The organism is Saccharopolyspora gloriosae, assembly GCF_022828475.1.
GTDB lineage: Bacteria > Actinomycetota > Actinomycetes > Mycobacteriales > Pseudonocardiaceae > Saccharopolyspora_C > Saccharopolyspora_C gloriosae_A.
The window spans coordinates 2,817,031-2,841,988 of sequence record NZ_CP059557.1 but is presented as its reverse complement, the minus strand read 5'-3'; the positions used below and the strand labels follow the sequence as shown (position 1 = coordinate 2,841,988).

Here is a 24,958-nt window from a genome sequence, read left to right as displayed (position 1 = left end):
GCAGCTGAGCCGGGACGACTCAGCAGGGGGTCTGCCCGGCGGCGGTGCGGATGCCGCCGAGCAGGTGACGCAGGAAATTCGGTTCGGTGAAGGACTCCGCGGTGTGGCCGCCGCCGGTGTAGTAGGCGCGGCCGGCGTCGACGGTGCGGCACCAGGCGATCGGATGGTCGCCCATCGCGCCTTCACCGGGGTCGTAGCTGGATTCGTCGAGGACGGCCAGCACGTGCGTGTCACCACGGGGATTGGTGGCGAAGTTGTACCACTCGTCGGTGCGGGGCCAGTCGCTCGGCAGGTGCGCCGTGGAGTCGTGCTCGTGGTCCTCCACCCGGACCGTGGCCGGCTGGACCTCCGGGTGGCTCGCGAAGTACGCGCCGACGAGCTCACCGTAGAACGGCCAGTCGTACTCGGTGTCGGCGGCCGCGTGCACGCCGAAGAACCCGCCGCCACCGCGGATGTAGCGCTCGAAAGCGGCTTCCTGGGCTGGATCGAGCACATCTCCGGTCGTGGACAGCCACACCACCGCGTCGTAGCGCGCGAGCGCGTCGTCGGTGAACGCGGACGAGTCCTCAGTGGACTCGACGGCGAAACCGTCCTCCCGGCCGAGCCGCTCGATCGCCGCGATGCCGGACTCGATGGAATCGTGGCGGAACCCGGCGGTCTTGGAGAAGACCAGCACGCTCGCTTCATCCGAGTCGTCATGGTCCGCCCACGCCGGGGCGGCCGGCGCCGCCGCCGCGAGCAACGCCAACGACAGGCCGAGTCCTCTCTTCTTCCCGGCGTTCACGACGCGAACCCGACGTCGAGGTACTGGTCCACGTTGGCGCGAGTCACCACGGCCGAATAGGTCGTGATCGACCGCGGCACCTCGTGCTCGGCCAGGTCGGACATGCCGCGCGCCTGAGCGAGCAGCCGCGCCAGCGAGATCGCCGACGAGCACATCGACGGGTTGTAGAGCACCGTGGCCTGCACGACGCCGTCGCCGGCCTTGATGCGGTCCATCATGTCGCGCGACCCCGCGCCGCCTACGAGGAAGAAATCCTCGCGCCCGGCCGCCGCGATCCCCGCCAGCACCCCGATCCCCTGGTCGTCGTCGTGGTTCCACACCGCGTCCAGGTGCGCCGCTGCCTGCAGCAGGTTCGTCGCCTGCCGCTCACCGGATTCGGCGGTGAAGTCGGCGGCGACCCGCCGCGACACCCGCATTCCGTGCCGCGCCAGGCCTTCGCGGAAACCCGCGCTGCGTTCCTGGGTCAACGGCAGCGAATCAGTGCCCGCGATCTCGGCGATCACCGGGTCGGCGATGTTGCGGCGGCGCAGCTCGGCGGCGATGTGGTCGGCGGCGTTGACGCCCATGCCGTGGTTGTCGCCGCCGATCCACACCCGGTACGCGTCGGGCGAGTCGAAGACGCGGTCCACGTTGACCACGGGGATCCCGGCCTCGGTGGCACGCCGCGCCACGTCGGTCAGCGCCTTGCCGTCGGCGGGCAGGATCACCAGCACGTCGACCTGCTCGTTGATCAGGGTCTCGACCTGGGCGATCTGCTGGTTGACGTCGGTGCCGCCTTCGGTCGCCCGGAACGTGACGTCCGGCAGACCTTCGGCCTGGGCGCGGGCGTTGGTGGTCATCGCGGCCATCCACCCGTGATCGGCGGCGGGCGCGGAGAACCCGATCGTCACCTGCGGTCCGGGTGCGGCGTTGTCGCCGCCTGCGGCGACTGCGGCCGGTTGCTGTTGCGGCGGATCGTTCGCCAGGCAGCCGGTCAGCAGCGCGGTCGCGCCGAACGCACCGGTGCCGACGAGGAACCCGCGACGAGGAGTTGCGGACATGGCGGTCTCCGAAGGGGAGGAGGGTTTCAGCTGAACGAACTGCGGCGGCGAGTGCGCGCCTGCAAGAGCACGGCGAGCACGATGATCGCGCCCTTGACGATGTTCTGAACGTCGGTTTCGAGGTTGTTGAGCGTGAACACGTTGCTCAACGTCGTGAAGATCAACACGCCGATCACGGTGCCGGTCATGCTGCCGCGCCCACCGGCCAGCAAGGTTCCGCCGATGACGACCGCGGCGATCGCGTCCAACTCGTAGAACAGGCCGTTGGTGGAAGCGCCGGAGGTGGTGCGCGCCACCACCATGATCGCCGCGATGCCGCAGCAGAGTCCGGCCAGCGCGTAGACCAGCGCGGTGTGCCGCCGCACGTTGATCCCGGCCAGCCGAGCCGCTTCGGCGTTGCCGCCGACCGCCAGGGTCCGGCGGCCGAACGTGGTGCGGTTGAGCAGGGTCCAGCCGCCCGCGAACACCGCGGCGAAGATCCAGATCAGCACTGGAACACCGAGCAGGTCGGCTTGGAAGACCGCACCGAACGCCGGAACGTCGACCACCTGCGTCTGCCTGCCGCTGATCCGCTCGGCCAGCCCGCGCGCCGAAGCCATCATCGCCAGCGTCGCGATGAACGGCACCACCCGGCCGTAGGCGACGAGCAGCCCGTTGACCAGGCCGCAGCCGGTTCCGACCAGCAGCGCGCACACCACCATCACGACCACCCCGTAGGACTGGGCGGCCCAGGTGGTCATCCACACGCTGCACAGCGCCACCATCGATCCGACCGACAGGTCGATCCCGCCCGCCGAGATCACGAAGGTCATGCCGACGCTGACGACTCCGATGGCGGCGGCCAGCCGCAGCACGGTGGAGATGTTGCCCTCGGTCAGGAACGCGTCCGGCCGGGTCGCGTAGCCGACCACGCACAGTCCGACCAGGACGAGCACCAGCGCGATCAACCTGATGTCGGCGCGCGCCCACCAGCTGCCCAACCGCGACGGCTGGGTGTCGACCGGGGTGAGGGTCTGCTCGTTCATCACGCAGCCTCCATGACCAGATCCAGGACGTCGGATTCGGTGATCTCGGCGGCGGCCGCGGTGTGCACCATCTCGCCGTCGCGGAGCACGAGCACCCGGTCGGCCAGCGCCAGCACCTCCGGGATGTCGCTGGAGACCACCACGATCGCGATGCCGTCGGCCGCGAGGCCCCGCATCAGCGCGTACAGCTCCGCCCGGGCACCGACGTCGACGCCACGGGTGGGTTCGTCGAGCAGCAGCACCCGGCAGCCGCGCAGCACCCACCGCCCGATGACGGCCTTCTGCTGGTTTCCGCCGGAGAACGCGGCGATCGGCCGGTCCGGGTCTGCCGGCCGCAGCTGCAGCTGTTCGGTGACGTGCCGGGTCTCGGCGATCTCCTTGGCGCGATCGGTGAAACCGAGCCGGCTGAATCGCCGCAGCGACGCCAAGGTGACGTTGGCGGACAGCGCCAGCCGCGGCAGCAACGCTTGGCTCTTGCGCTCTTCAGGCGTCAGCCCGATGCCCGCCGCCACGGCCGCCGGGACGGAACCGGGCCGCACCCGCTGTCCCGCGACCCGAATCTCACCTGAATCCGGTGTCCTGGCACCAAAAACCGTCTCCAGCAGTTCGCTGCGCCCGCAGCCGACGAGACCGGCGAATCCGTAGATCTCCCCCGCGTGCACGGTGAAGCTCACGTCCGCGAACTCGCCTCGGCGGCCGAGTCCGCGCACCTCCAGCACCGGCCGCTCGGTGGCGGCGCTGCCCACCGCCTCCAGTTCCGGCGGTGCGCCACCGGTCATCAAGGCGACGAGCTCGCTAGTCGGCGCCTCCGCCACCGGCAGCCCGGCGGCGACCGTGCGGCCGTCCTTGATGACCGTCACGCGATCGGCGATGCGGCGGATTTCGGCCATGCGATGGGAAATGTAGATCACCGAGACTCCGTCGGCGGTGAGTTCGCCGATGACGCGGAACAGGTTGTCGACCTCACCGGCCGACAGCGCCGCGGTGGGCTCGTCCATCACGATCAGCCGCGCCCGCCGTCCCAGCGCCCGGGCCATCGACACCAGCTGCCGGGTCGCCGCAGATAAGCCGCCGACCTCGCGGTCCGGGTCGATCTCCGGATGGCCCAACCTCGCCAGCAGCCGCGCCGCCTCGGCGCGTGTCCAGCGGCGGCGGCTGAATCCGGCGGTGGACCGTTCGTGACCGAGGAAGATGTTCTCCGCCACCGACAAGCCGGGAACCAGGTCCAGTTCCTGGTACATCGCCGCGATGCCCCGCCGCAGCGCGGCGGAGGGAGCCGACAGCGCGATCTCCTCCCCCTGCCACCGGATCGTGCCGCCGTCCGGGGTGTGCGCCCCGGACAGCACCTTGATCAAGGTGGACTTCCCGGCGCCGTTCTGCCCGAGCAGGCAGTGCACCTCACCCGGGCGCACCCGCAGCTCCACGCCGTCGAGGGCGCGCACTCCCGGGAAGATCTTCACGATGCCGGACATCGCCAGCAGCTCAGCCGTCCGCGATCGCGTCATCTGCCGTCTCCAACCGGTATCCATCTGCTGTGATGGGCGGCGCTGCGCTGCACCGCGTCGAGGACCCGTTGCACCCGCAGACCCGCGCCGAAGTCCGGGCTGGGGGTGGCGCGCTCGGCGATGGCGGTGACGAAGTCCCGCAGCTGGTGGGTGAAGGTGTGCTCGTACCCGAGCACGTGCCCCGGCGGGTACCAGGCCTTCAAGTACGGGTGGTCGGCTTCGGTGACCACGATGCGCCGGAACCCGGCGGTGCGGTCGTCTTCGGTCGCGTCGTAGAAGGACAGTTCGTTCATCGACTCGAAGTCGAACGCGAGGCTGCCCGAGCTGCCGTTGATCTCGATGCGCAGGCCGTTCTTGCGCCCGGCGGCGTAGCGGGTCGCTTCGAACGTCCCGAGCGCTCCGTCGCGGAACCGAGCGGTGAAGTTCGTCGCGTCGTCCACCGTGACCGGGCCGGTGCGCTCGGCGTCATCGACCAGCGGCCGCTCGGCCACGAAGGTGTCGACCAGGCCGCAGACGCTGACGACGTCCTCGTCCAACAGGAACTGCGCGAGATCGACCAGGTGCGCGCCCAGATCGCCGAGCGCCCCGGAACCGGCCCGTTCGGCACGCAACCGCCAGGTCAGCGGCGCCTGCGGATCGAGCAGCCAGTCCTGCAGGTACTGCGCTCGCACGTGCCGGATCCGGCCCAGCCTGCCCTGTTCGATCAGCTCGCGGGCCAGCGACAACGCCGGGACCCGGCGGTAGTTGAACCCGACCATCGCCTGAATTCCGTTGCGCCGCGCGCGATCCGCCGCCTCCGCCATCGCCACCGCTTCGGCGACCGAGTTCGCCAGCGGCTTCTCGCACAGCACGTGCTTGCCCGCTTCCAGCGCGCTCATCGCGATCTCGGCGTGGCTGTCACCCGGCGTGCAGATGTCAACGACGTGCACGTCGTCGCGCAACAGCACGGATTTCCAGTCGTCGCTGGCTTCCTGCCAGCCGAGCCGGTCGGCGGCGGCGTGCACGGCCTCTCTGCGCCGCCCGCACAGCACCACCATTTCCGGCTGCGCCGGGAGGTCGAAGACCCGGCTCACGGTCCGCCACGCTTGCGAGTGGGCGACTCCCATGAAGGCGTGACCCACCAGGGCGACACCGAGTGTGTTCATCCCGTCCTCCTGCCGTGCTTCGCGATTCGAGGGCTCGCGATTCGGGGTTGGCATTGCGGGGGTTGGTGATTCGGGGTTGGTGATTCGGGGGTTCGGCGACTCGGGGGTCACGATGCGAGGTTGACGCCGAGCACGTGATCGTTGATCAGCCCGGCGGCGCCGATGACTCCGGCGTGTCCGCCCAGTTCGGACAGCGCCACCGGCAGGTTGCTGGTGGCCAGCGGCGTCGAGCGCCGATACAGCTCACTGCGGACTTCCGCCAGCAGCGGGTGTCCCAGACCGGCCACACCCCCGCCGACCACGATCATCCCGGGGTTGGCGAAGTTGACCAGCCCGGCCAGCACCCGACCCACCCTGCGGCCGCCGTCGCGCACCAGCCCGAGCGCCTGCGGATCACCGTTGCGCATCGCGATTCCCACGTCGCGCGCGGTGAGCGCGTCCCGATCACCGAGCAGCTCGTGCAGTCCGGGTGAGTCGCCGCTGCGCGCGAGCGCGGTGGCATCCCGGGACAACGACGCGCCGCTGAACCACGCCTCCAAGCAGCCCGTCCGCCCGCAGCCGCACACCGGGCCGGTGCCCTGCACCGCGATGTGCCCGATATCGCCGGCGCTCCCGTTGCTGCCGCGCAGCACCCGGCCGCCGGTGACGATCCCGCAGCCGATGCCGGTGCCGATCTTGACGAACAGGAAGTCGGGAACGGATCGGGCGAGGCCGCAGTACATCTCGCCGATCGCCATCAGGTTCACGTCGTTGTCGAGCAGCACCGGGCAGTCCAACTGCTGCATGAAGTATTCGCGTACCGGGTAGCGATCCCACCCCGGCATGATCGGCGGGGACACGGTGAATCCGTCGCGGAAGCTCACCGGCCCCGGCACACCCACCCCGACGCCGTCGAGTTCCGGCAGGTGGCCTTCGGCGCGCAGCTTGTCGATCATCTCGACCGCACGCCCGAGTATGGTCTCCGGGCCGTCCTCGATGTTGATCGTCTCGCTGGTGTGCGTGACGAATTCGAGCCGCCCATCGGTGACTCCGACGTCCAGCGAGGTGGCTCCGATGTCGACGCCGACGAAGCGCAGCCGCCGGGACAACTGCATCAGACCGGAGCGCCGCCCGCCCTGCGATGCGGCTTTGCCCGCCGGTTCGACGAATCCCGACTCCTGCAACCGGGCCAGCTCTTGGCCGATCTTGGAGCGGGACAGGGACATCTGCGTGGCCAGTTCCGCGGCGGATTGAGCCCCGTTGAACCGCAACGACGTGAGCAAGCGGGCTTGGTGGGCATTCTCTGGTTGCACCGACTACCCCACTTCTTGCACGAAGCGTATGAAGTGCATCACAGAGTAAGCGAACTGTTTTGCTTGCAGTCAAGGAAAATTTGCGATGTCCCCCGAATGTTCGCTGCCCAACCGGCCGCACCCGCGTACGGCCGTTCGGAGCCCGCGAACGAATCCCGACATTTTGGTCCGATTGCGCGATCTTCGAGGTCCGCGCCGCTGCAGATCCTCAGTGGACACCCCGTAATACTGCGGAAACGTCACTCCGAGCCGGTTCCGTCCTATTCGGCGCCGCCCGCCATTCGCCGACTCACCGCCAAGCCGAAAGGACCTACCCGGACTGATCCGAATGCGCCGCACCGACCAGTTCGAGGTAAGCGCTTTCCTCCGTGCGGAGAAGTGGTACCGGAGCATGAAAATCGGCGTTGCCGTCGAGCCGACGACAACACCGATGATCAGAATTCGCGCCCGAATTCCTTGAGCGAGGCTGCTACTTGTCCGTGGCGAACGCCGCGTCGAACGCGACCTCCGGCGGCTCGATCGCGGTCAGCTTCCGAACGAACGCCAGGGCGTCCGGAGCACCGATCATCCGGTCCATGCCGGCGTCCTCCCACTCGATGGAAATCGGCCCCGCGTAGCCGATCGCGTTGAGCCCCCGGAAGATCGGCTCCCACGGCACGTCACCATGTCCGGTCGAAACGAAGTCCCAGCCGCGGCGGAGATCGGCCCACGGCAGGTGCGAGCCGAGCCGCCCGTTGCGGCCGTTGAACTGCTTGACCGATTCCTTGCAGTCCACGTGGTAGATGCGGTCCCGGAAATCCCACAGGAATGTCACCGGATCCAGGTCCTGCCAGAGGAAGTGGCTCGGGTCGAAGTTCAGCCCGAACGCCGGACGGTGCCCGATCGCCTCCAACGCACGCTGCGTGGTCCAGTAGTCGTAAGCGATCTCGCTCGGATGCACCTCGTGCGCGAACCGCACTCCCACCTCGTCGAACACGTCCAGGATCGGGTTCCAGCGCTCGGCGAAGTCGGCGTAACCCCGCTCGATCATCTCCGGCGGCACCGGCGGGAACATCGCCACCGTGTGCCAGATGGAGGACCCCGTGAAGCCGACCACGGTGGACACCCCGAGCTTCGCGGCGGCACGCGCGGTGTCCTTGAGCTCCTCCGCGGCGCGCGTGCGCACGCCCTCGGGCTCGCCGTCGCCCCAGATGCGGCCCGGCAGGATGTTGCGGTGCCGCTCGTCGATCGGATGATCGCAGACCGCCTGCCCCACCAGGTGGTTCGAGATCGTCCACACCTTCAGCCCGTGGGATTCGAGGATGCCGAGCCGGGATCGGACGTAGTCGTCCTCGGCCAACGCGCGGTCGACTTCGAAGTGGTCCCCGGAACAGGCGATCTCCAACCCGTCATAGCCCCACTCGGCGGCAAGACGGCACACCTCCTCGAACGGCAGGTCGGCCCACTGGCCGGTGAACAACGTGACCGGTCTCGGCATCGTGATCTCCCTTGCTCGGCAGTGCGGGAAGAACACTCACCGGGGACCGCGGCGCCGACCGGACTGGACACCCCGAGGCATGCCGCGCACTACGCGGCCTCGCCGGATGCCAGGCTCGAAACCAGGTCTATCCACAATGGACAGAGTTCGTCGGTTCACGTGCGGCAAGCCAGCTGACGCCGCATCCCCGGACAAGTAGGAACACCACCCAAATTAAGCCACCCACAACACGAGCACCAGCCCCGAAACGAGACCGGGCCACAGCCTGCGCGCTGGCCTCAACGCCACACGGCTCCCAGCGGACGCGACTGCACAGGTGATCACCACTGCGTCGTGCATTCGCCGGAGCCGGGCAACTCACGGGAGACAACGCGGGACGGCTCAAGCGAGTCCTCAGCCGTCAGGTTCCAGACCAGGAAGGGAACCGAACTTAGCAGTGGGCGTGGTAGCCGAACAGTCCGATCAGCAGGACGCCTGACGCCGGAGCGCGCGGTGAGGCAGACTTGATCAGGTGGTGGGAGGCCCCGAAGTCAACAACGAGGTCAGCGGCCGAGTAACCGGCGGCGTGGTGCAGGCCGGCCGAGTCGAGGGTGGAGTGCACTTCCACGCCGCCGCCCGAAGGCCTCCGGTCCAGCCGTGCCAGCTACCTGCGGCGCCGGGTGGCTTCGTGGGCCGCGAGAGTGAGCTCGACGCGTTGACCGAGGCCATGCGCAGGGCTGTCGAGACGGGAACGACGGTGGTTCTCTCAGCGCTCGGAGGCGTCGGCGGGGTCGGGAAGACCTGGCTGGCGCTGCACTGGGCGCACCAGCACGCCGACCTGTTCCCGGACGGCCAGCTCTTCGTGAACCTCCGGGGCTTCGACCCGTCGGACAAGCCGGTCACCTCGCGCGATGCGGTACGGGGCTTTCTCGACGCATTGGGGATCGCTCCGGACGAGACTCCCCCTGACCTCGACGCCCAAATCGGCCTGTACCGAAGTCTTGTCGCCGGTAAGCGAATGCTGGTCGTGCTGGACAATGCCCGCGACAGCGACCAGGTCACGCCGCTGCTGCCGGGCAGCGCGACGTGCACCGTGCTGGTGACCAGCCGCGATCGCATGGCCGGACTCGTCACCCGGCACCACGCGAACCCCGTCACCGTGGATGCGCTGGACCGTGCGCACTCGGAAGAATTGCTGGCCCGGAGGCTCGGACAGGAACGGCTCGACGCCGAGCCGGACGCGGTGCGGGATCTGGTGCAGTGGTGCGCGGGGCTGCCGCTGGCGCTGAGCATCGTCGCCGGACGCGCCATCCTGGACCCGCACGTCCCGCTCACGGAGCTGGCCGAAGAACTGCGCAACAGCTCTTCACGCCTCGACGCCTTCGACGAAGGAACTCCGGCCACGTGCCTGGAGGCCGTGCTGTCGTGGTCCTGTCGTGCGCTGCCGCCGGAACAGGTGGAGGTGTTCAGCCTCGTCGGTTCAGCTCCCGGGACGGATATCAGCGTCGATGCGGCCGCCAGCCTGACGAGCCTGCCGGTGCCGAAGGTGCGATCGATACTGCGTGCGCTGGAGCGCGTGTCACTGCTGCAGCACCACGCGGCGGGCCGGTTCCGGATGCACGACCTGGTGCGGCTGCACGCCTCCGAACGAGCACAACACGATCACACTCCGAGTCAGCGGGAGGCCGCGCTGGGCCGGCTGATGGAGCACTTCGTCCGGACGGCCCATGCAGCCGACCTGCTCATCGCCCCGCACCACGCTCCGATCGAACTCGGCGACCTCCGGGAAGGATGCCTCCCGAAGCAATTGTCCACTGAGGATGAAGCGTGGCAGTGGTTCGCGGCTGAACGCGCCAACCTCACGGCAGCCCAGCACGTCGCGGTCGGTCACGGCTGGCATCGCGCCGTCTGGCAGCTGGCGTGGACGCTGACCACATTCCAGCTGCGCCAAGGACATTTGCACGACAACCTCGCCGCCTGGGAAGCCGGTGCGCAAGCCTCCGCGCATCTCGGTGACCTCCGGACCAAGACGCGGTCGTATCGCCATCTCGGCAGGGCGTGCGCCCAGCTGAACCTGCACGAACAAGCCCTGCAGCACCTGCAAGCAGGGCTGGCCAGCGCCGAGGAGGACGGCGACCGCCTCGGGCAGGCTCACACCCATCGAGCCATCGCCGTTGCCCGGGAGCGGCAGGGCGATTACCACCGCGCGCTGGAACACGCGCTGCTCGCACTGGAGCTCTACGACGAGCTCAAGATCGAGGTCGGCGGGTCCCACGCCCTCAACGAAGTCGGCTGGTACTCGGCGAAGCTCGGCGACTTCGACACCGGCCACGACCACTGCAGCATCGCGCTCCAGCGGTCCCGAGAAGCAGGTGATCGCAGCGGCACAGGTTCTGCGCTGCTGAGCCTGGGCTACATCGCCGAGCAGACCGGGCGTTCGGCGGACGCGGTGATCCTCTACGAAAAGAGCCTCGAACTGTTCCGCGAACTCGGCGACACCTCCTCCGAAGCCGACTTGCTCGAACACCTCGGTCACAGCCTCCTGGCATCCGATCCGCGCCGAGCTCGCGAAGCTTGGGAAGGCGCCCTCGCCCTCTACGCGGCCCAGCACCGGCGAACCGACGCTGAACGGCTGCGCAGCGCACTGGATTCGCTGTCAGACGCCGCCACCGGCGACTGAACCGGCTGATCGGCAAGAGGCGCTCACCCCAGAGTGCCGACCTTCAGCAAGTAGCAGGTGCCGCACATGGATTCGTAGCCGACTTCGCCGTCGATGACGACCTGGCTGCCCGCCTGGGTGAAGGCGCCGTTGACGGTGCGTGCGTTCATCGTCGCTTTCCGGCCGCAGCGGCAGATCGTCTTGAGTTCCTCGATGGAGTGCGCCAGCTCCATCAGCCGCAGGCTTCCGGGGAAGCCGCGGGTGCGGAAGTCGCTGCGCAGCCCGTAGGCGATCACCGGGATCCCGTCCAGCACGGCGAGCCGGAACAGGTCCTCGACCTGCTGCTCGGTGAGGAACTGCGCCTCGTCGACGAGCACGCAGTCGGGCGCGCCCACGGCCAGCACGGAGTCCCGCAGGGCGGCCTCCTCGTCCAGGACGAGGTCGACCTCCCGGGTCACCATGATCCGCGACAGCACCAGCGGACTTTTGGTGTCGACCGTCGGCTTCACCACGAGAACGCGCTGACCACGCTCTTTGTAGTTGTGCGCCACTTGGATCAGCGCCGTCGACTTGCCGGAGTTCATCGCCCCGTACCGGAAATAGAGCTTCGCCACGACCGGACACGCTAGCCGTTGCGCCTCGGAGCGTTGGTGGCGCGGCCCGGTTCGCCCGTCAGCCGCTCGGCGAACCCGTGCGGTGGGCGAGCCAACGGGCCGCTGCACCGACGAGCCGGCGCGACGTCGAGTGATCGGCGGACGCCGCCACCGCGTGGACCGCGTCACCCGGTGCGGGTCGGCCGCCGTTCCAGTGCGCCTGCGCAATTGGGGCAGGTGCGGGCCATGTCGGTGGTGCACCGCGCGCAGAAGGTGCATTCGTAGGAGCAGATGTAGGCCTCCGTCGAATCTCGTGGCAGTGCCGCGGAACACCGTTCGCACGCCGTTCGCATCTCCAGCACGTGGCCTCCTCGCTGACGGTCCGGCACGATCGGTGATCGCGCTCCGACCCATTGTGCCCAGATCAACCGGTCATCGGAATCACTGAACGCCGGACCGGTCGAGGCTTGCTGCGGCTTGTTCGGACGTCTCCAGCACGATGGTGTGGTAGCTGCTGATGCGGGACACGATCGCCTCCCGCGGTCCCGATTTCCATGCCGCACTGCCGTAGAAGGTCTCCTCCTGCGCGGCCCGGGTCTCCAGGTCGGGGAACGCGCGGACCAGGTACGCCTCCTCGTGGCCGTCCTCGGCGACCAGCGAGTTCCCGTGGTCGAGGACCCGGATGCCGAACCGGCGCAGCATCGGCACCGATTCCTCGCGGAGCAACCGCGCGAAGCTCTCGCCGGTTCCGGGCTCCAGCCGGTAGGTGCGGATCTCGATGATCATGATGCCGCAGGTCGGGGTGTTCGCAACGCACGGATTCCCGATCGTGCAAGGAGGTCTGGATTCCCGCGGATCGCGCTTGCGCGACGTGGGCTTCGAGCACCCCGCGATTCGATTCGTCGGTGATGAACGCGAACCCCGTCCGCCGGAACCGGCCCGAGCCGCCGTGCCGAGCGGCGAGGTCGCGCATCAACGGGACCGCTTCCGCCGCCACCGTCAGGTCCACATCGGACATGTGCAGGCCGCGGATCAGTCCCCCGGACTTCGCGGTCGCACCGACCTCCGCGATCCGATTCTGCTCGCACACGGTGACTTCCACCGAGCGGTGCGCCGCGAGGTGGTAAGCGATGCTGACCCCGATGACGCCGGCGCCGATGACGAGGACCCGGACGTCCGCCGTCATGCCGGCGTCGCTGGAGCGGGTGGGGTTGTAGCCGAGGCCGTCCTGGGTGATCCCGCGGACCTTGCCCCTGATGGTGTCGCGCCCGAACATCAGCCAGCCCCGCAGCATGTCCTTCTCGCCGAGGCCGTGCTTCGGAATCCACCGCTCGGGCTTCTCCAGACAGGTCGGGACGTGGTGGGCCATTCGCGATTTCTCCTTGACAGCAGGGGTTTTCAGGATCGGAGGCTCAAGCGGCGACGGTCGCCTTCGGCTTGGCGATACGGCGGAAGGCCAGCGATCCCAACGCCAACGCCACCGGAAGCAGCAGGAACCAACCGGAGAACACGAGCACCACCGCCATGACCGCGCACGCCGCCAGCGAGCCGACCCAGACCGGCGAGCCGGTGGGCAGCAGCTTCGCGCCCGCGGCGAGCCCGGCCACGTACACGGCCATGAAGCACGCCGACGCGGCCAGCATCAGATCGCCGAGGTCCAGTCCGGCCGCGATCGATCCGACGGCCACGATCACCGTGACACCGCCCAGCACCGCGAGGCTCCGCCGCGGTGTCCGCCCCGCCGCACCACCTCGGGCCAGCGGCAGCGGCAGCGCGCCGTCGCGCGCGAGGGCCGCGCCGAGCCGAGCCCCACCGGCCAGGTAGGCGTTCATCACTCCGGTGGTCAACAGGAACGCCAGCACACCGGTCAGCACCGCCGCTCCGCTGCCGAGGCCTTCTTCGAGCAGGAGGGTGATCGGTACTGCGGATGCCGCCAGCCGGGGGCCGAGTACGAGCACGCAGGTCAACGCGAGCCCGACGTAGAGGACGGCGACCACCGCCAGCGTCCAGGCGGTGACCTTGGGCAGATCCCGCTTCGGGTCGGCGAAATCGCCCGAGAGGTGGGTGACGGCTTCCCATCCGGCGAAGGTGAAGAACAGCACGCTGGCGGCCTGGCCCACCGCCGCCCACCCGTTGGGCAGGAAGGGCGTGAGGTTGCCGAGGTCCGCTTTCGGCAGGGCGGCGAGAACGGTCACGACCATCAACAAGCCCAGCACGCCGATCAGCAGCAGTTGCACGCCACCTGAGACGTGCAGGCCGATCGCGTTGGTCGTCAGCCCGATCAGCACGATCACCGCCGCCACGAGGTAGGCCACGTCGTCGCCCGCCCCGAAGGCGTGGGCGACGTACTGGCCGCCGACGTACGCGACGGCGGTGGCACCGATGGGCAGCGCGAAGTAGAACCACCACCCCACCGCCGCGCTCGCCTGCCGCCCGAAAGCCTGCATGACGAACGTGGCGACCCCGCCGCCGTCCGGGTAGCGAGTGCCGAGCGCGGTAAAGGTCGCCGCCACCGGTACGCACAGCGCCACCAGCGCCAGCCACGCGAGCACCGACGCCGGGCCGGCGACCCGGGCCGCCAGGGACGGGAGGGCGAGCACGCCCGCACCGAGGATGGCGCCCACGTAGAGGGCGGTTCCTTGCGCGAGCCCGATTCGTCGATCGCTCACCGTCCATGACCTCCTGCGTTGGCGTACTCGGCGGCTTGCGCGCACGGTGCCGGAACCGGCACGGTGACAGGACACAACGCGGCCAGCTTATATTTCGCAAGCAATCCGTGTCCATCACCTTTGAAAGCAAGGTCACGTGGCGGAAACACCTTCGGAACTGGACTCGATCGACCTCTCGCTGCTCGCCGACCTCCAGCAGGACGGCAGGACCACCCACGCCGAGCTGGCCCGCCGGGTCGGGCTGAGCGCACCGGCCGTCGCCGATCGACTGCGCAGGCTGGAACGAGCCGGCGTGATCACCGGCTACGCCGTTCGACTCGATCCGGCGAAGCTCGGGTTCGGCATCGTGGCGTTCGTCCGGCTCGCCGCGTTCGGCGCCGGCCACCGGGACGAGGGCGTGCAGAACCTGCTGGGAATCCCGGAGGTCCTGGAGACGCACCACGTCGTGGGCGAGGACTGCTGGATCTTCAAGGTCGCCGTCCCCGACGTCGGCCGCCTCGAGGAGGTCTTGGCGGAGATGACGGAGGTCGGCCGGACGACGACCTCCATCGTGCTGTCGTCCCCGGTGACCGACAACAGCCTCCCGTTGTCCACCGATCCCGAGCAGTGATCGGACCGGACGAAGCTCCGACCGCCACTCACCTGCGCATCGAACTTCCCGGCGCAGCACGGAGTTTCCCGGCTGAAAGGCCCGGCAGCTAGTCGGCCGGTTGCGCCGCGAACAACCTCCGGTTGAGCCAGCCGGTGCGGTACACCATGGCCACGATCTGCGATCGCTCGTCGAAGTTCAGCTTGCTGAGCACGTTCGAGATGTGCGTCTTCACGGTGGCCCTGGTGATGAAGGTGCGAGCGGCGATCTCCTTCGTGGTCATGCCCATCGCCAGCATCTGCGCGATCTCCTGCTCCCGGTTGGTGAGCACGTCGAAGACCGCTTGGTCCGCCGGTTCGGACAGCCGGCCGGACTCGTTGATCATCTGCACGACGTGGGTGGTGATGGTGGGCGCCAGGCTGCACCCTCCGTCGAGCAGCGCCCGCGCCGTGTCGACCAGGACCTCGGGCTCGTCGTACCTCGTCACCAAGCCGCGCACCCCCATCTCCAGCGCGGACAGGACGTCGTCCAAACCGCTGGAGAGCACCGCCAGGACGGGTGTCGCCTGTGAATGCCGCATCCTGTTCCGCAACAGCGCGGGTCCCGGATTCTCGATCAGGGAGTCGAAGTAGACCACGACGAGATCGATGTCCCCGGTTTCCAGCACCCGCAGCAGATCCGCCTCGTTCGCCGTGACCTGGATGCTCGCTTCGGGCAACTGCTGCAGCGTGGCGACGATTCCCGCACCCGCGATCCGGTCGTTGGTGTAGACCACGATGTTCGGGCGATCGACGTCGCTCACCGACTCTTGCAGACCGATCCCCAACGCCCTTCCCCCCGGTTCGCTCTGAGGCTTGCCCTCCAGTGACCGCGACGCAGGGACAGGCGGCGACCATCTTTCCGAATGGCGAAGACGAGACCACGACCTCCGGGCGAACCCCATCGCCGGCTCCGCACAACACGATTACACAATCCGATAGAACGCCACACGACCCCGCCCTAAGCCGATTCCACGCAGGTTGAACCGCCGAGACCACGCCTTGATCCGACTGTAGCGCCGAGAACGGAGCGGGCACCTGCTCCATCCAGCCCAACTTGATCATTCCGATATTGCCCGGGAACTGCGTCCCGAACCGACCTACCGAAAGCACGAGATCGCCCGATGACGCAACCGAACCGGCCGAAGCATGCCCGGGGGGCATACCCGGCCGAAGCCCCCGAGCTGCTCCCGCGGCCATGATGCCGCCAATGAGGGATTCCCCTGCCGCGTAGCCGCCCGCCCCGGCAGCCAAAAAACCACCATTGAACAAAATCGGAAACCGACTCGGCAAGACCCGATCAGCGAATGGGACGCCACCGGCGATAAATCATCCATACCGGGAAATTCAAAGGGAGTGCTGGAATAATGACGGCGCCAAGCCCGCATATCCTATGACGTCTTCTTCCTCATCGATTCCAAGATTCGGACCGGACACGCTCCGGGGAGACCATCGACTGCCCGGATCGCCGTGAATGCAACACCTTCACGCCGGGCCGCGCGGCGTCGGCGGTCGCCGATCTCCACCTTCGCGTGCTCGTCCAGCCATGAGAACGAACCCGCCCGCGGACTCGACCGCTGCCGCGGCAGACTCACGACGAGACCCCGGGCCATCGGACCACCGCTTCCCTAAATTAGAACAGGTTCTTGATTTGACCCGGCGAACTGGCAAGACTGCCGAGATGGACATCGCAGCTCTCGAAGAGATCAAGCGCCTCAAGTACCGCTACCTCCGCTGTGTCGACCTCAAGCGGTGGGACGAGGTCGCGGACACGCTCACCGCCGACGCCACCGCCGAGTACGGCACGGCCGTCAACGGCGGCCCCGTGCTGCGCACCGGCCGCGAGGCGATCGTCGACTTCCTGCGCGACACCCTCACCCCTGACATCATCACCGCTCATTCGGCGCAACAGCCGGAAATTCACCTGGACGGCGATACGGCCACCGGAACGTGGTGCTTCACCGACACCGTGATCGCCACCGAGTACGACCACACGATGATCCAGGGCGCCGCGTTCTACGAGGATCGGTACGCGCGCGACGACGACGGGACCTGGCGCATTCGACACACCGGGTTCACCCGAACCTACGAGTACATGGTGACGCTGGGCAACCTGCCGGGATTCCGGCTCACCGCCGACCGATGGGCCGGACATTGACCGACAGTTAGAACTCGTTCTAATCTCGGTCGATGCTGACTCAGCCGTTCGCCGACGCCGTCGTCGAAGCCGAGAAGGTCATCACCGAGGCGCCGCACATCCGGACCGAGCAGGACCTGGTCGAGGGCTACGACTACCTGGCGGGAAGCATCCGGGCCTCGCTGCAGCTGGCGTGGGCCTACGAGCGCGACTTCCCGTTCTTCGTCAGCTCCACCGGCCCCTACACCAAGATGGGGCTGGACAACCCGGATGCGCTGTACTTCCACGCGTACCTGCGCGACGACGCCGAGTACGTCGTCACCGGCACCCGCGGTTCCACCCGGGACTTGAGCTTCCAGGTGCTCGGGGGCGACTACTCGCCGGTGGAGGTGCCGGACAGCCTCACCGCCTTCGACGATCGCGAGCTGGACCTCGATCCGGACGGCCGGTTCGAGCTGCGGTTCGGGCCGGATCGCGACAAGGCAGGCCCCGGATACGTCGTGCTCGGCGAAGGCTCCGCCATGCTCGTGGTGCGCGAGGTCTACAGCGACTGGAACACCGAGCGGCGCGGGACCCTGCGCATCCACCGCGCCGACCGACTCGGTTCCGCCCCGCCGCCGCGGAAGCGCTCGACCTTGGAGAAGCGGTACGGGGTGGCGGGCAAGATCCTGCTCAACCGGCTGCGCACGTTCCTGGCGTTCCCGGAGTGGTTCTACCTGGACCTGCCTGCGAACACGATGACCGAGCCCCGGCGCACGCCCGGCGGGCTGGCGACCCAGTTCTCCTCCGCCGGGCATTACGACCTGGCCGACGATCAGGCCATGATCGTCACCGTTCCCGTTTCGGAGGCGCCGTACCAGGGCATCCAGCTCGGCAGCCGGTGGTACGTCTCGCTGGACTACAGCGATCACCAGACCAGCCTCACCGCCGACCAGGCGCGGCCCGATCCGGACGGCAGGTTCCGGTTCGTGATCAGTGAACGCGATCCCGGCGTCGCGAACTGGTTGGAGCGGCTGGGACATTCCCGAGGATTCGTGCAGATCCGGTGGCAGCGGCTCTCCCGAGACTTGGATCCCGCTGACGGCCCTGAGGTGGAGATCGTGGACGTCGCCGACTTGCCCGCGAAGCTCCCGCATCACGAGCGATCCCGGGTCACTGCCGCCGAGTGGGCGGAGCGGATCGCGGCACGGCAGTCCGCGGTGGCGTCGAGGATGTGCGGCTGATGCTGTTGCGGGACAAGGTGGTCGTGGTTTCCGGGGTCGGCCCCGGACTCGGCAGGGCGCTCGCGGTGGGTTGCGCCGAAGCCGGTGCCGACGTGGTGCTCGCCGCCCGCACCCGGCAGCGGCTCGACGAGGTCGCCGAGGAGGTCACCGGGCTGGGCAGGCGGGCCGTCACCGCAGAGGTCGACATCACCGATGAGGACTCGGCGCGGCACATCGTCGAAGTCGCGACGGCCGCGTTCGGACGGGTGGACGTCCTGATCAACAACGCTTTTGCGATCCCGCCCAGGATCGACCTGCTGGAGACCGACCTGGACGACGTGCGCGCCGGGTTCGAGGCGGGCACGTTCGCGTCGCTGCGGCTGACGCGGGAGTGCGCCCCGCTGCTCGCCGAGCGCCAAGGCTCCGTCGTGATGATCAACTCGGCTGTGCTGCGGCATTCCCGGCGCACGTTCGGCGCCTACAAGATGGCGAAGGCCAGCCTGCTGTCGCTGGCGCAGAGCCTGGCCACCGAGCTGGGGCCACGTGGCGTGCGGGTCAACACGGTCGCACCCGGCTACATCTGGGCGGGTTCGGTCAAGTGGTACTTCGCTGAGTTGGCGAAGCAGCGCGGCGTCGATCCGCAACAGGTCTACGACGAGATCGCCGCGACCACCGACCTGCGCAAGCTGCCGGAGCCGGCGGAGATCACCGATGCCGTGATCTTCCTGGCCTCCCCGATGGCGCGCGCGATCACGGGCCAGTGCCTCGACGTCAACGGCGGCGAGTACCACCACTGAGGGAGACACGATGGGCGTGGGCACCGTTGCCGACCTGCACGCTTCAGCGACCAGGCGCACCGGGCTGGACGACTTCGGCCCCGACGACTACACCGACGGGCTCGCCACCCTCCTGGAGTCCTACGACCGCGATGCCGGCCTCACGCCGCTGGGCGCGAAGGTGCACCGATCGTTCCTGCGCGGCGCGCTGATCGCCCGGTCGCTCAGCGAGGCCGCGTGGAAAGCGAATCCTCAGCACGCCGACGTGCCCGTCGAACGGCCCATCTTCGTCACCGGCCTCCCCCGCACCGGCACCACCGCGCTGCACCGGCTGCTCACCGCCGACCCCGCGCACCAGGGGCTGGAGGTGTGGCTGACCGAGGCGCCGCAGCCGAGGCCGCCCCGCGAGACCTGGCCCGATGATCCGGTGTTCCAGCACGTCCAAGCCGGGTACCGGCAGTACCACGTGCAGCACCCCGAGTTCCTCGGTGTGCACGCGATGGCGGCCGACGAGGTCGAGGAGTGCTGGCAGCTGCTGCGGCAGTCGATGCGGTCGGTCTCCTACGAATGCCTCGCGCACGTTCCGTCCTACTCCCGGTGGCTGGCCGGGCAGGACTGGACCGCAGCGTACCGGAGGCATCGGCGGAACCTCCAGCTCATCGGCCTGCCCGAGCCGAACCGCCGGTGGGTGCTGAAGAACCCGAGCCACCTGTTCGCGCTGGACGCCTTGCTGGCCGTCTACCCGGACGCGCTGGTCGTGCAGACCCACCGCGCCCCCGAGGTCGCGATCGCCTCGGTGTGCAGCCTCAACGCCCAGGCCAGCGCCGACTGGTCGGACACGTTCCAGGGCGAGACGGTGGGGCGCGACCAGCTGGAGCTGTGGTCCCGCGGACTGGCCACGTTCAACGCCGAACGGGCCGAGCACGACCAGTCCCGGTTCTACGACGTGAACTACGAGGACTTCGTCGCCGACCCGCTGGGCACCGTGGCGGCGCTGTACGAGCACTTCGGACTGCAGCTCGGCGACGAGGCGAGCGCGGCGATGCGGCGCCTGCACGGCGAAAGCACCACGGGCGCCCGGAAACCTTCGCACCACTACCGGCTCGCCGACTTCGGACTGTCCGAAGTGGACGTCAGGAGACGGTTCGCGACGGTGGGCTGAGCCGTCGACCGCCCCGAACTCACGGCCGGGCGGACCGGCGCAAGAACGGGCCGCGCAGGCCGACTTCCCTGAAATGAGCACCGGTCGGCGATCGGGTCACGCCGCGTGCGGCCCCGGCCCCCGCACCTTCGGTGTGCCAGCCGCGCCCGCGCGGGCGCGCGCTCGGCTGCGCGCGCCCGCCGTCGGACTCACCGGTACATCGGCAAGTGCTCGTCGCCCTCCCCCGCGGGTGTGAGGTGCAGTGCGTGGCCACCGCCTCCGGTGAGTTCGGCGCGGATCACCGTGCTCGCGTCGACGAGGCGGTGATCGACCTCGACCTCGTTCGGGTTGGTGACGAGGTCGGTACCGGGGGCGTCGCGGTAGAAGTGCGCCACGAACCGGCCCGTGCCGAGGAAGTCCAGCGGAATCTCCAGCGTGCGCGGCTGTTCGTCGGTCAGCGATCCCACGAACCACGCCGCTGCGCTGCGCCGCGCCATCGTGATGAAGTCGCCGATCTCGCCGTGCAGCACGCGCGTCTCGTCCCAGGACACCGGGACCTGGCGCAGGAACTCGAACTCCGGCACGCCCGCGTAGTGCTCCGGCACGTCCGAAAGCTGCTGCAATCCGCTCAGCAGCACCGGATAGAGCGCGATCTGGTGCGCCCGGGTCGTGTGCACGCGGGTGCCGTCGTTGCTGTCGCCGTGGTCGTCCTGCGGGCTCTGCGGCGGGAACCACGTGATGTCGAAGATGCCCGGCGTGTAGTCGAACGGCCCCGCGAGCATCGTGGTGAACGGCAGCGTCACCGTGTGCTCCGGCGGGTTGCCCTGCGACCAGGCGTCGTACTCGATGCCCCGGGCGCCTTCGCGGGACACGAAGTTCGGGTAGGTCCGTTCGATGCCGGTGCCCTTGATCGGCTCGTGCGCGTTGATCAGCAGCCGGTGCTGAGCGGCCTTGTGGATCACGCGCTGGTAGTGGTTCACCATCCACTGGTCGTGGTGGTGGTGCGCGTCGATGTCCCCGGCGTAGCCCGTCTTCACCCCCGGCATTCCGAGTTCGGCGTACAGGGCGAAGGCCTGGTCGAGCTGCCGTTCGTAGTTGTCGATGCCGCCGCCGGTCTCGTTGTGCGCGAGGAACGCCACCCCGCGCTCGCGGCAGCGGTCGAGCACCCGTGGCAGGTCCAGCATCGAGTTCGGGGTGAGGAAGTCCTGGTCGTCTCCGAAGTCACCGCCGGTCTTCCAGCCCTTGTTCCAGCCCTCGGCCAGCACGTACGGAATCCCGTTGTCCGCGGCGAAGTCCACCGCGCGCAGCACGTTCTCGGTGCTCGCACCGAGGTCCGGGCCTTCGATCCACGTGTTGCGCCCCTTGTGGATCTCCCACCACACGCCGAGGAACTTGCCCGGCTTGATCCAGGAGGTGTCCTCGATCGCGCAGGGCTCGTTGAGGTTGAGCACCAAGTTCGACTCGACCAGCGCACCCGGCTCCCGCGCGATCAGGAAGGCCCGCCACGGAGTCGGGAAAGGCGTGCGCAGCAACGCCTTTCGCCGTCCTTCGCCCTTGCGCGGCACCAGCGCGCTGCGCAAGCCGGGACCGCCGTCGATCTTGGCGAGCGTCATGTCCGGGTAGTTCAGCAGCGCCGCCTCGTGCACCGCGAGGTACAGGTCGTCGGCGACCCGCACCGTCAGCGGGGTGGCGAGGTCGCCGAGCCGTTCGGCGTCGTCGCGGGGCTCCTGCCAGGGGTGCAGCCGTCCGGCACCGGTCAGCGGCGTCTCGCTGTAGAGGTATTCGACCGAGTCGTAGTTTGCCGGCGTGGACCAGGCGGTGTGGTCGGCGGTGAAGCGGAACTCGGTGTGCTCGTCGAGCACCTCGAAATCGCCCAGCCCGTCCTGCTGCGGGAAGAAGTAGCGGAAGCCCGCACCTTCGTCGAACACGCGGAACTCGATGTCGAACTCGACCTGCTCGCGCAGGCGCACGATGGTGCTGTGGCAGTGGCTGCGGACCTCGGCCGACGAGCCCCACACCGGCCGCCAGGTCTCGTTCAGCTCGTCCCGGGACGTGCCGACCAGCTCGGCGACCTCGCCCAATCTCCGGTCGCCGAGTTCGAAACCCATGCCCGACCAGTCGAGCACGACCTGTGCTCCGCGGGTGATGCGGTACTGCGGTTTCCCTTCCTGCAACCGGAAATGCGCGGTGATCGAGCCGTCCGGGGAGCTCGTGGTGATCGGCTCGCCCGCCGCCTGCGCGGCGGTGCCCGGACTCCACGCCAGGGCGGTGAAGCCGGCGATGCCTGCCGCCCTGCCGAAAGTGCGTCGGTCGATCTCGTTCGCGGACATGCGACTCCTTCGTCGTCGTTGCGCCTCGGCTCGTCCTGCGTCCGCCGCGGGCTCGCCCGCGTACGGGTCGAAACGATTCGATCAAGACCGGCGGCCAGTGTTCAGCCGTCGACGGAACCGGTCAAGGGAGCAGGCGCGTCAATGCGACATCCGGGCGACCCGCGTGATCGCGGCTCAGTCCTCAGTGGACGCACGCCGAGGTGGAAGTTCAGCCCTGAAGGCGATCCCAGGAACGGGCGGCGCGATCAGGCGTGTCGCCGAGCCCGGCGACCAGGTTGGCGGCCATCGGGATGAACACCTGCGCGAGGTCGTCGAACCGGTCGAAGTGCCCGGACAGTTCGAGGGTGACGTAGCCGTGCAACATGCTCCACAGCTGCGCGGCGGCGTGACCCGACGCCTGATCCCGGAACCGGCCGGCGCGGGCGGCGCGGCCCGCGGCGTCCACGAGGTGCCCGTAGGCCCGCTGGGACACGTCCGGCTCCTCGGTGGCCGGGTCGGCACCGTCCCGGTGCCCCCCTGACGCGGGAAGACCGAACATCAGGTCGTAGAGGTGCGGGTTGTCCCGGGCGGGAAAGTGCGGGAACAACGCCTGGACGACCGGGCGCAGGAGTTCCCCCGGGTCGACGAGCGCCTGGTCGGACGGCAGCACCGCTACGGCTACGCCCCCACGGTCGGGCGCGGACAGGAGCAGGGCACCACGCTGCTCAAGCACGACCTGCGGCGAGCAACGACCACGACACGGGAATTCCGCACTGGCACGGAAATCGGCGAATTCGTCTTCGAACCGAACTCCCCGGACGCAGCCGAGGACGACGGTGTCCTGCTGGGCCTGGCCCACGACAAGGCCGAGTCCCGCAGCGACCTGCTGATCCTCGACGCCGCCACCCTCGACACCATCGCAGCAGTGCACCTGCCAGTCCGCGTCCCCACCGGCTTCCACGGAAACTGGCTCCCAGCCGCTTAGAAACCCGCCCGATCTGATCTTTTGCTCAGTGCCCTGCAAGCGGCGAAACCGTGTTCTGCGGCCGAAGGCCGTGCCTTGCGGGAAAGCCGTGCTTGTAATCGCGCAGCGATTAGCCCACCTCACAAAGCCGACCACCGGCGGGTTCTCAGTGGCTTCCTCGCGAGGACGGCTTTTTCCCTCGTGGCGGACCCACTCGGGAAAAAGATCCCGCAGCGAGGAAGCAACTGAGAACCCGCCACGCGGACACCCACGCAGATCACACGGAAAAGGCCTGGCGTAGGTTCTATTGCTCTGGCCGGAGTGCGATCGCGTCCGGTTCTTCGAGCGGGAGCGAGGCGGCGTGCGGCCAGGAAAGTCGACGCGAACAAGCGGGTTCCGAGCGGTTGAACGGTTGCCGCGCGAGATCTGGATCCTCGTCGCAGGCAGCTTCATCGTCGCGGTCGGGATGGGCATCGTCTCTCCCGCGCTGCCCGCCTTCGCGACCTCGTTCGACGTGGGGGTGACCGCGACGTCGTTCATCGTGAGCGCGTTCGCCTTCACGCGACTGGCCTTCGCCCCGGCCAGCGGGCGGCTGGTGGCGTGGTTCGGCGAGCGCCCGATCTACGTGTGGGGCGTGTCGATCGTCGGCGTGAGCAGCGCGGCCTGCGCCTTCGCCGACTCGTACTGGCAGCTGCTGCTGTTCCGGTCGCTCGGCGGAACCGGTTCGACGATGTTCACCGTGTCCGTGGTGGCGCTGCTGGTGCGGCTGTCGCCGCCGGAGCAGCGCGGGCGGGCGTCCGGGTTGTGGGCGACGAGCTTCCTGCTGGGCAACGTCTCCGGCCCGATCATCGGCAGCCTGCTGGTCGGCTACTCGCTGCGCCTGCCGTTCCTGATCTACGGTGCCGCGCTGTTCCTGGCCGCGTTCGTCGGCTGGCTGCTGCTGCGGAACTCGACGCTGGCCGCGCCGGTGCGCGACGACGTCCCCGCGATGACGGTCCGGGAGGCCCTGCGGTCGCGGACCTACCTGGCGGCGCTGCTGTCGAACTTCAGCACCGGGTGGGCGGTGTTCGGGGTGCGCATCGCGCTGATCCCGCTGTTCGTGGTCGAGGTGCTGCGCTCCACGCAGGCGATGGCCGGGGTGGCGCTGTCGGTGTTCGCCGTCGGCAATGCGGCGGTGATCATGCTGTCCGGGCGGTTCTCCGACCGCCACGGCCGGAAACCGATGGCGCTGCTCGGGCTCGTCATCTCGGTGGTCGGCACGGCGGCGCTGGGGTTCAGCGGTTCAGTGGCGGTGTTCCTGGTGGCGTCGCTGGTCGCCGGGGTGGGCACGGGACTGCTCACCCCGGCGCAGACCGCGGCCGTCGCCGACCTCCTGGGCAGCAAGGGCAAGGGCGGCCCGGTGCTGGCCGCGTTCCAGATGTCCTCCGATGTCGGCGCGATCGTCGGGCCGCTGGTCACGGGCATGCTCGCCGACGCCATTTCCTACGAAGTGGCCTTCGGGGTGACCGCGCTGACCGCCGTGCTCGCCCTGGGCGCGTGGCTCGTCGCACCGGAAACGGGCGGCCGCCGCACTTCGGCGGCCGCCCACCCGGACACCGACATCGGCCCGGAACGAGCCGCGAAGTAGACCGGGC

Annotated in this window: 21 protein-coding genes and 2 pseudogenes; 8 read left to right on the top strand and 15 right to left on the bottom strand. The window is 68.9% G+C overall.

The annotated features are described in order from the left end of the window. Positions 1-19: 19 nt before the first annotated feature. The 7 genes from H2Q94_RS12150 to H2Q94_RS12120 form a co-directional block, all read right to left on the bottom strand. Positions 20-784 (bottom strand): ThuA domain-containing protein, encoded by a 765-nt coding sequence (locus H2Q94_RS12150; RefSeq protein ID WP_397545456.1) that lies wholly within the window; start codon positions 782-784, stop codon positions 20-22. Further along, positions 781-1,824 carry a substrate-binding domain-containing protein gene (locus H2Q94_RS12145; protein ID WP_243794732.1) on the bottom strand — a complete coding sequence of 348 codons (1,044 nt, stop codon included), beginning with the start codon at positions 1,822-1,824 and terminating at the stop codon, positions 781-783. The genes H2Q94_RS12150 and H2Q94_RS12145 overlap by 4 nt, the downstream gene beginning before the upstream one ends. Positions 1,825-1,850: 26 nt before the next feature. Beyond that, complete coding sequence (locus H2Q94_RS12140) at positions 1,851-2,849, bottom strand: ABC transporter permease (protein WP_243794730.1); 999 nt, start codon at positions 2,847-2,849, stop codon at positions 1,851-1,853. After that, entirely contained in the window at positions 2,849-4,354 is a 1,506-nt protein-coding gene (locus H2Q94_RS12135) for a sugar ABC transporter ATP-binding protein (protein ID WP_243794728.1), read from the bottom strand. Before H2Q94_RS12135 ends, H2Q94_RS12140 begins: the two co-directional genes overlap by 1 nt. After that, positions 4,351-5,499: a Gfo/Idh/MocA family protein gene (locus H2Q94_RS12130; protein ID WP_243794726.1), complete on the bottom strand. Its 1,149-nt coding sequence runs from the start codon at positions 5,497-5,499 to the stop codon at positions 4,351-4,353. Before H2Q94_RS12130 ends, H2Q94_RS12135 begins: the two co-directional genes overlap by 4 nt. 107 nt (positions 5,500-5,606) lie before the next feature. Further along, positions 5,607-6,791, bottom strand: a complete 1,185-nt coding sequence (locus tag H2Q94_RS12125) for an ROK family transcriptional regulator (protein ID WP_397545455.1) — start codon at positions 6,789-6,791, stop codon at positions 5,607-5,609. A 469-nt stretch (positions 6,792-7,260) separates the two neighbouring features. Beyond that, entirely contained in the window at positions 7,261-8,268 is a 1,008-nt protein-coding gene (locus H2Q94_RS12120; protein ID WP_243794723.1) for a sugar phosphate isomerase/epimerase family protein, read from the bottom strand. Positions 8,269-8,935: 667 nt separating this feature from the next. On the opposite strand from H2Q94_RS12120, the gene H2Q94_RS12115 reads away from it, so the two are divergent. After that, positions 8,936-10,927, top strand: coding sequence for an ATP-binding protein (locus H2Q94_RS12115; RefSeq protein WP_243794721.1), 1,992 nt, complete (start codon positions 8,936-8,938; stop codon positions 10,925-10,927). Positions 10,928-10,950: 23 nt separating this feature from the next. Here H2Q94_RS12115 and H2Q94_RS12110 read toward each other — a convergent pair whose 3' ends face one another. The 5 genes and pseudogenes from H2Q94_RS12110 to H2Q94_RS12100 all read right to left on the bottom strand — a co-directional run bounded on the left by H2Q94_RS12110 (position 10,951) and on the right by H2Q94_RS12100 (position 14,168). Beyond that, positions 10,951-11,520, bottom strand: a complete 570-nt coding sequence (locus tag H2Q94_RS12110) for a thymidine kinase (protein ID WP_243794720.1) — start codon at positions 11,518-11,520, stop codon at positions 10,951-10,953. A 164-nt stretch (positions 11,521-11,684) separates the two neighbouring features. Then, positions 11,685-11,852 carry a DUF1272 domain-containing protein gene (locus H2Q94_RS30925; protein ID WP_397545477.1) on the bottom strand — a complete coding sequence of 56 codons (168 nt, stop codon included), beginning with the start codon at positions 11,850-11,852 and terminating at the stop codon, positions 11,685-11,687. Positions 11,853-11,940: 88 nt separating this feature from the next. Beyond that, positions 11,941-12,285: a hypothetical protein gene (locus H2Q94_RS12105; RefSeq protein WP_243794719.1), complete on the bottom strand. Its 345-nt coding sequence runs from the start codon at positions 12,283-12,285 to the stop codon at positions 11,941-11,943. 22 nt (positions 12,286-12,307) lie between these two features. Further along, a pseudogene (locus tag H2Q94_RS30920) lies at positions 12,308-12,685 on the bottom strand (NAD(P)/FAD-dependent oxidoreductase); the annotation flags it as partial. 226 nt (positions 12,686-12,911) lie between these two features. Then, a complete protein-coding gene (locus H2Q94_RS12100; protein ID WP_243794718.1) occupies positions 12,912-14,168 on the bottom strand; it encodes an APC family permease in 1,257 nt (418 codons plus the stop codon). Positions 14,169-14,304: 136 nt separating this feature from the next. On the opposite strand from H2Q94_RS12100, the gene H2Q94_RS12095 reads away from it, so the two are divergent. Continuing rightward, complete coding sequence (locus H2Q94_RS12095; protein ID WP_243794717.1) at positions 14,305-14,778, top strand: Lrp/AsnC family transcriptional regulator; 474 nt, start codon at positions 14,305-14,307, stop codon at positions 14,776-14,778. Positions 14,779-14,866: 88 nt separating this feature from the next. Here the strand turns inward: H2Q94_RS12095 and H2Q94_RS12090 are convergent, their stop codons facing one another. Then, positions 14,867-15,559 carry a response regulator transcription factor gene (locus tag H2Q94_RS12090; RefSeq protein ID WP_243794716.1) on the bottom strand — a complete coding sequence of 231 codons (693 nt, stop codon included), beginning with the start codon at positions 15,557-15,559 and terminating at the stop codon, positions 14,867-14,869. Positions 15,560-16,476: 917 nt separating this feature from the next. Between H2Q94_RS12090 and H2Q94_RS12085 the strand changes: the two genes are divergently transcribed. The 4 genes from H2Q94_RS12085 to H2Q94_RS12070 are packed head-to-tail and all read left to right on the top strand — an operon-like array spanning position 16,477 to position 20,072. After that, positions 16,477-16,953, top strand: coding sequence for a nuclear transport factor 2 family protein (locus H2Q94_RS12085; RefSeq protein ID WP_243794715.1), 477 nt, complete (start codon positions 16,477-16,479; stop codon positions 16,951-16,953). 32 nt (positions 16,954-16,985) lie between these two features. Then, entirely contained in the window at positions 16,986-18,155 is a 1,170-nt protein-coding gene (locus H2Q94_RS12080) for a hypothetical protein (protein ID WP_243794713.1), read from the top strand. Further along, a complete protein-coding gene (locus tag H2Q94_RS12075; protein ID WP_243794712.1) occupies positions 18,155-18,931 on the top strand; it encodes an SDR family oxidoreductase in 777 nt (258 codons plus the stop codon). Before H2Q94_RS12080 ends, H2Q94_RS12075 begins: the two co-directional genes overlap by 1 nt. 10 nt (positions 18,932-18,941) lie before the next feature. Next, entirely contained in the window at positions 18,942-20,072 is a 1,131-nt protein-coding gene (locus tag H2Q94_RS12070) for a sulfotransferase family protein (protein ID WP_243794711.1), read from the top strand. Between the two features lie 188 nt (positions 20,073-20,260). On the opposite strand, the gene H2Q94_RS12065 is transcribed toward H2Q94_RS12070, so the two are convergent. After that, positions 20,261-22,381, bottom strand: coding sequence for a glycoside hydrolase family 97 protein (locus tag H2Q94_RS12065; protein WP_243794710.1), 2,121 nt, complete (start codon positions 22,379-22,381; stop codon positions 20,261-20,263). 208 nt (positions 22,382-22,589) lie between these two features. Then, a complete protein-coding gene (locus tag H2Q94_RS12060; protein ID WP_243794709.1) occupies positions 22,590-22,919 on the bottom strand; it encodes a TetR-like C-terminal domain-containing protein in 330 nt (109 codons plus the stop codon). A 9-nt stretch (positions 22,920-22,928) separates the two neighbouring features. On the opposite strand from H2Q94_RS12060, the pseudogene H2Q94_RS12055 reads away from it, so the two are divergent. Both H2Q94_RS12055 and H2Q94_RS12050 read left to right on the top strand, forming a co-directional pair. Then, positions 22,929-23,345 (top strand): annotated as a pseudogene (locus tag H2Q94_RS12055) (carotenoid oxygenase family protein); the annotation flags it as partial. A gap of 391 nt (positions 23,346-23,736) precedes the next feature. Next, positions 23,737-24,951: an MFS transporter gene (locus H2Q94_RS12050; RefSeq protein WP_258718688.1), complete on the top strand. Its 1,215-nt coding sequence runs from the start codon at positions 23,737-23,739 to the stop codon at positions 24,949-24,951. Positions 24,952-24,958 lie beyond the last annotated feature (7 nt).

What these genes read in the sequence shown, in the direction of transcription:
- H2Q94_RS12145 (WP_243794732.1), bottom strand. Translation starts at nt 1,824, where the DNA reads ATGTCCGCAACTCCTCGTCGCGGGTTCCTCGTCGGCACCGGTGCGTTC.
- H2Q94_RS12140 (WP_243794730.1), bottom strand. Translation starts at nt 2,849, where the DNA reads ATGAACGAGCAGACCCTCACCCCGGTCGACACCCAGCCGTCGCGGTTG.
- H2Q94_RS12135 (WP_243794728.1), bottom strand. Translation starts at nt 4,354, where the DNA reads ATGACGCGATCGCGGACGGCTGAGCTGCTGGCGATGTCCGGCATCGTG.
- H2Q94_RS12130 (WP_243794726.1), bottom strand. Translation starts at nt 5,499, where the DNA reads ATGAACACACTCGGTGTCGCCCTGGTGGGTCACGCCTTCATGGGAGTC.
- H2Q94_RS12120 (WP_243794723.1), bottom strand. Translation starts at nt 8,268, where the DNA reads ATGCCGAGACCGGTCACGTTGTTCACCGGCCAGTGGGCCGACCTGCCG.
- H2Q94_RS30925 (WP_397545477.1), bottom strand. Translation starts at nt 11,852, where the DNA reads ATGCGAACGGCGTGCGAACGGTGTTCCGCGGCACTGCCACGAGATTCG.
- H2Q94_RS12105 (WP_243794719.1), bottom strand. Translation starts at nt 12,285, where the DNA reads ATGATCATCGAGATCCGCACCTACCGGCTGGAGCCCGGAACCGGCGAG.
- H2Q94_RS12085 (WP_243794715.1), top strand. Translation starts at nt 16,477, where the DNA reads ATGGACATCGCAGCTCTCGAAGAGATCAAGCGCCTCAAGTACCGCTAC.
- H2Q94_RS12080 (WP_243794713.1), top strand. Translation starts at nt 16,986, where the DNA reads ATGCTGACTCAGCCGTTCGCCGACGCCGTCGTCGAAGCCGAGAAGGTC.
- H2Q94_RS12075 (WP_243794712.1), top strand. Translation starts at nt 18,155, where the DNA reads ATGCTGTTGCGGGACAAGGTGGTCGTGGTTTCCGGGGTCGGCCCCGGA.
- H2Q94_RS12070 (WP_243794711.1), top strand. Translation starts at nt 18,942, where the DNA reads ATGGGCGTGGGCACCGTTGCCGACCTGCACGCTTCAGCGACCAGGCGC.
- H2Q94_RS12065 (WP_243794710.1), bottom strand. Translation starts at nt 22,381, where the DNA reads ATGTCCGCGAACGAGATCGACCGACGCACTTTCGGCAGGGCGGCAGGC.
- H2Q94_RS12060 (WP_243794709.1), bottom strand. Translation starts at nt 22,919, where the DNA reads ATGTTCGGTCTTCCCGCGTCAGGGGGGCACCGGGACGGTGCCGACCCG.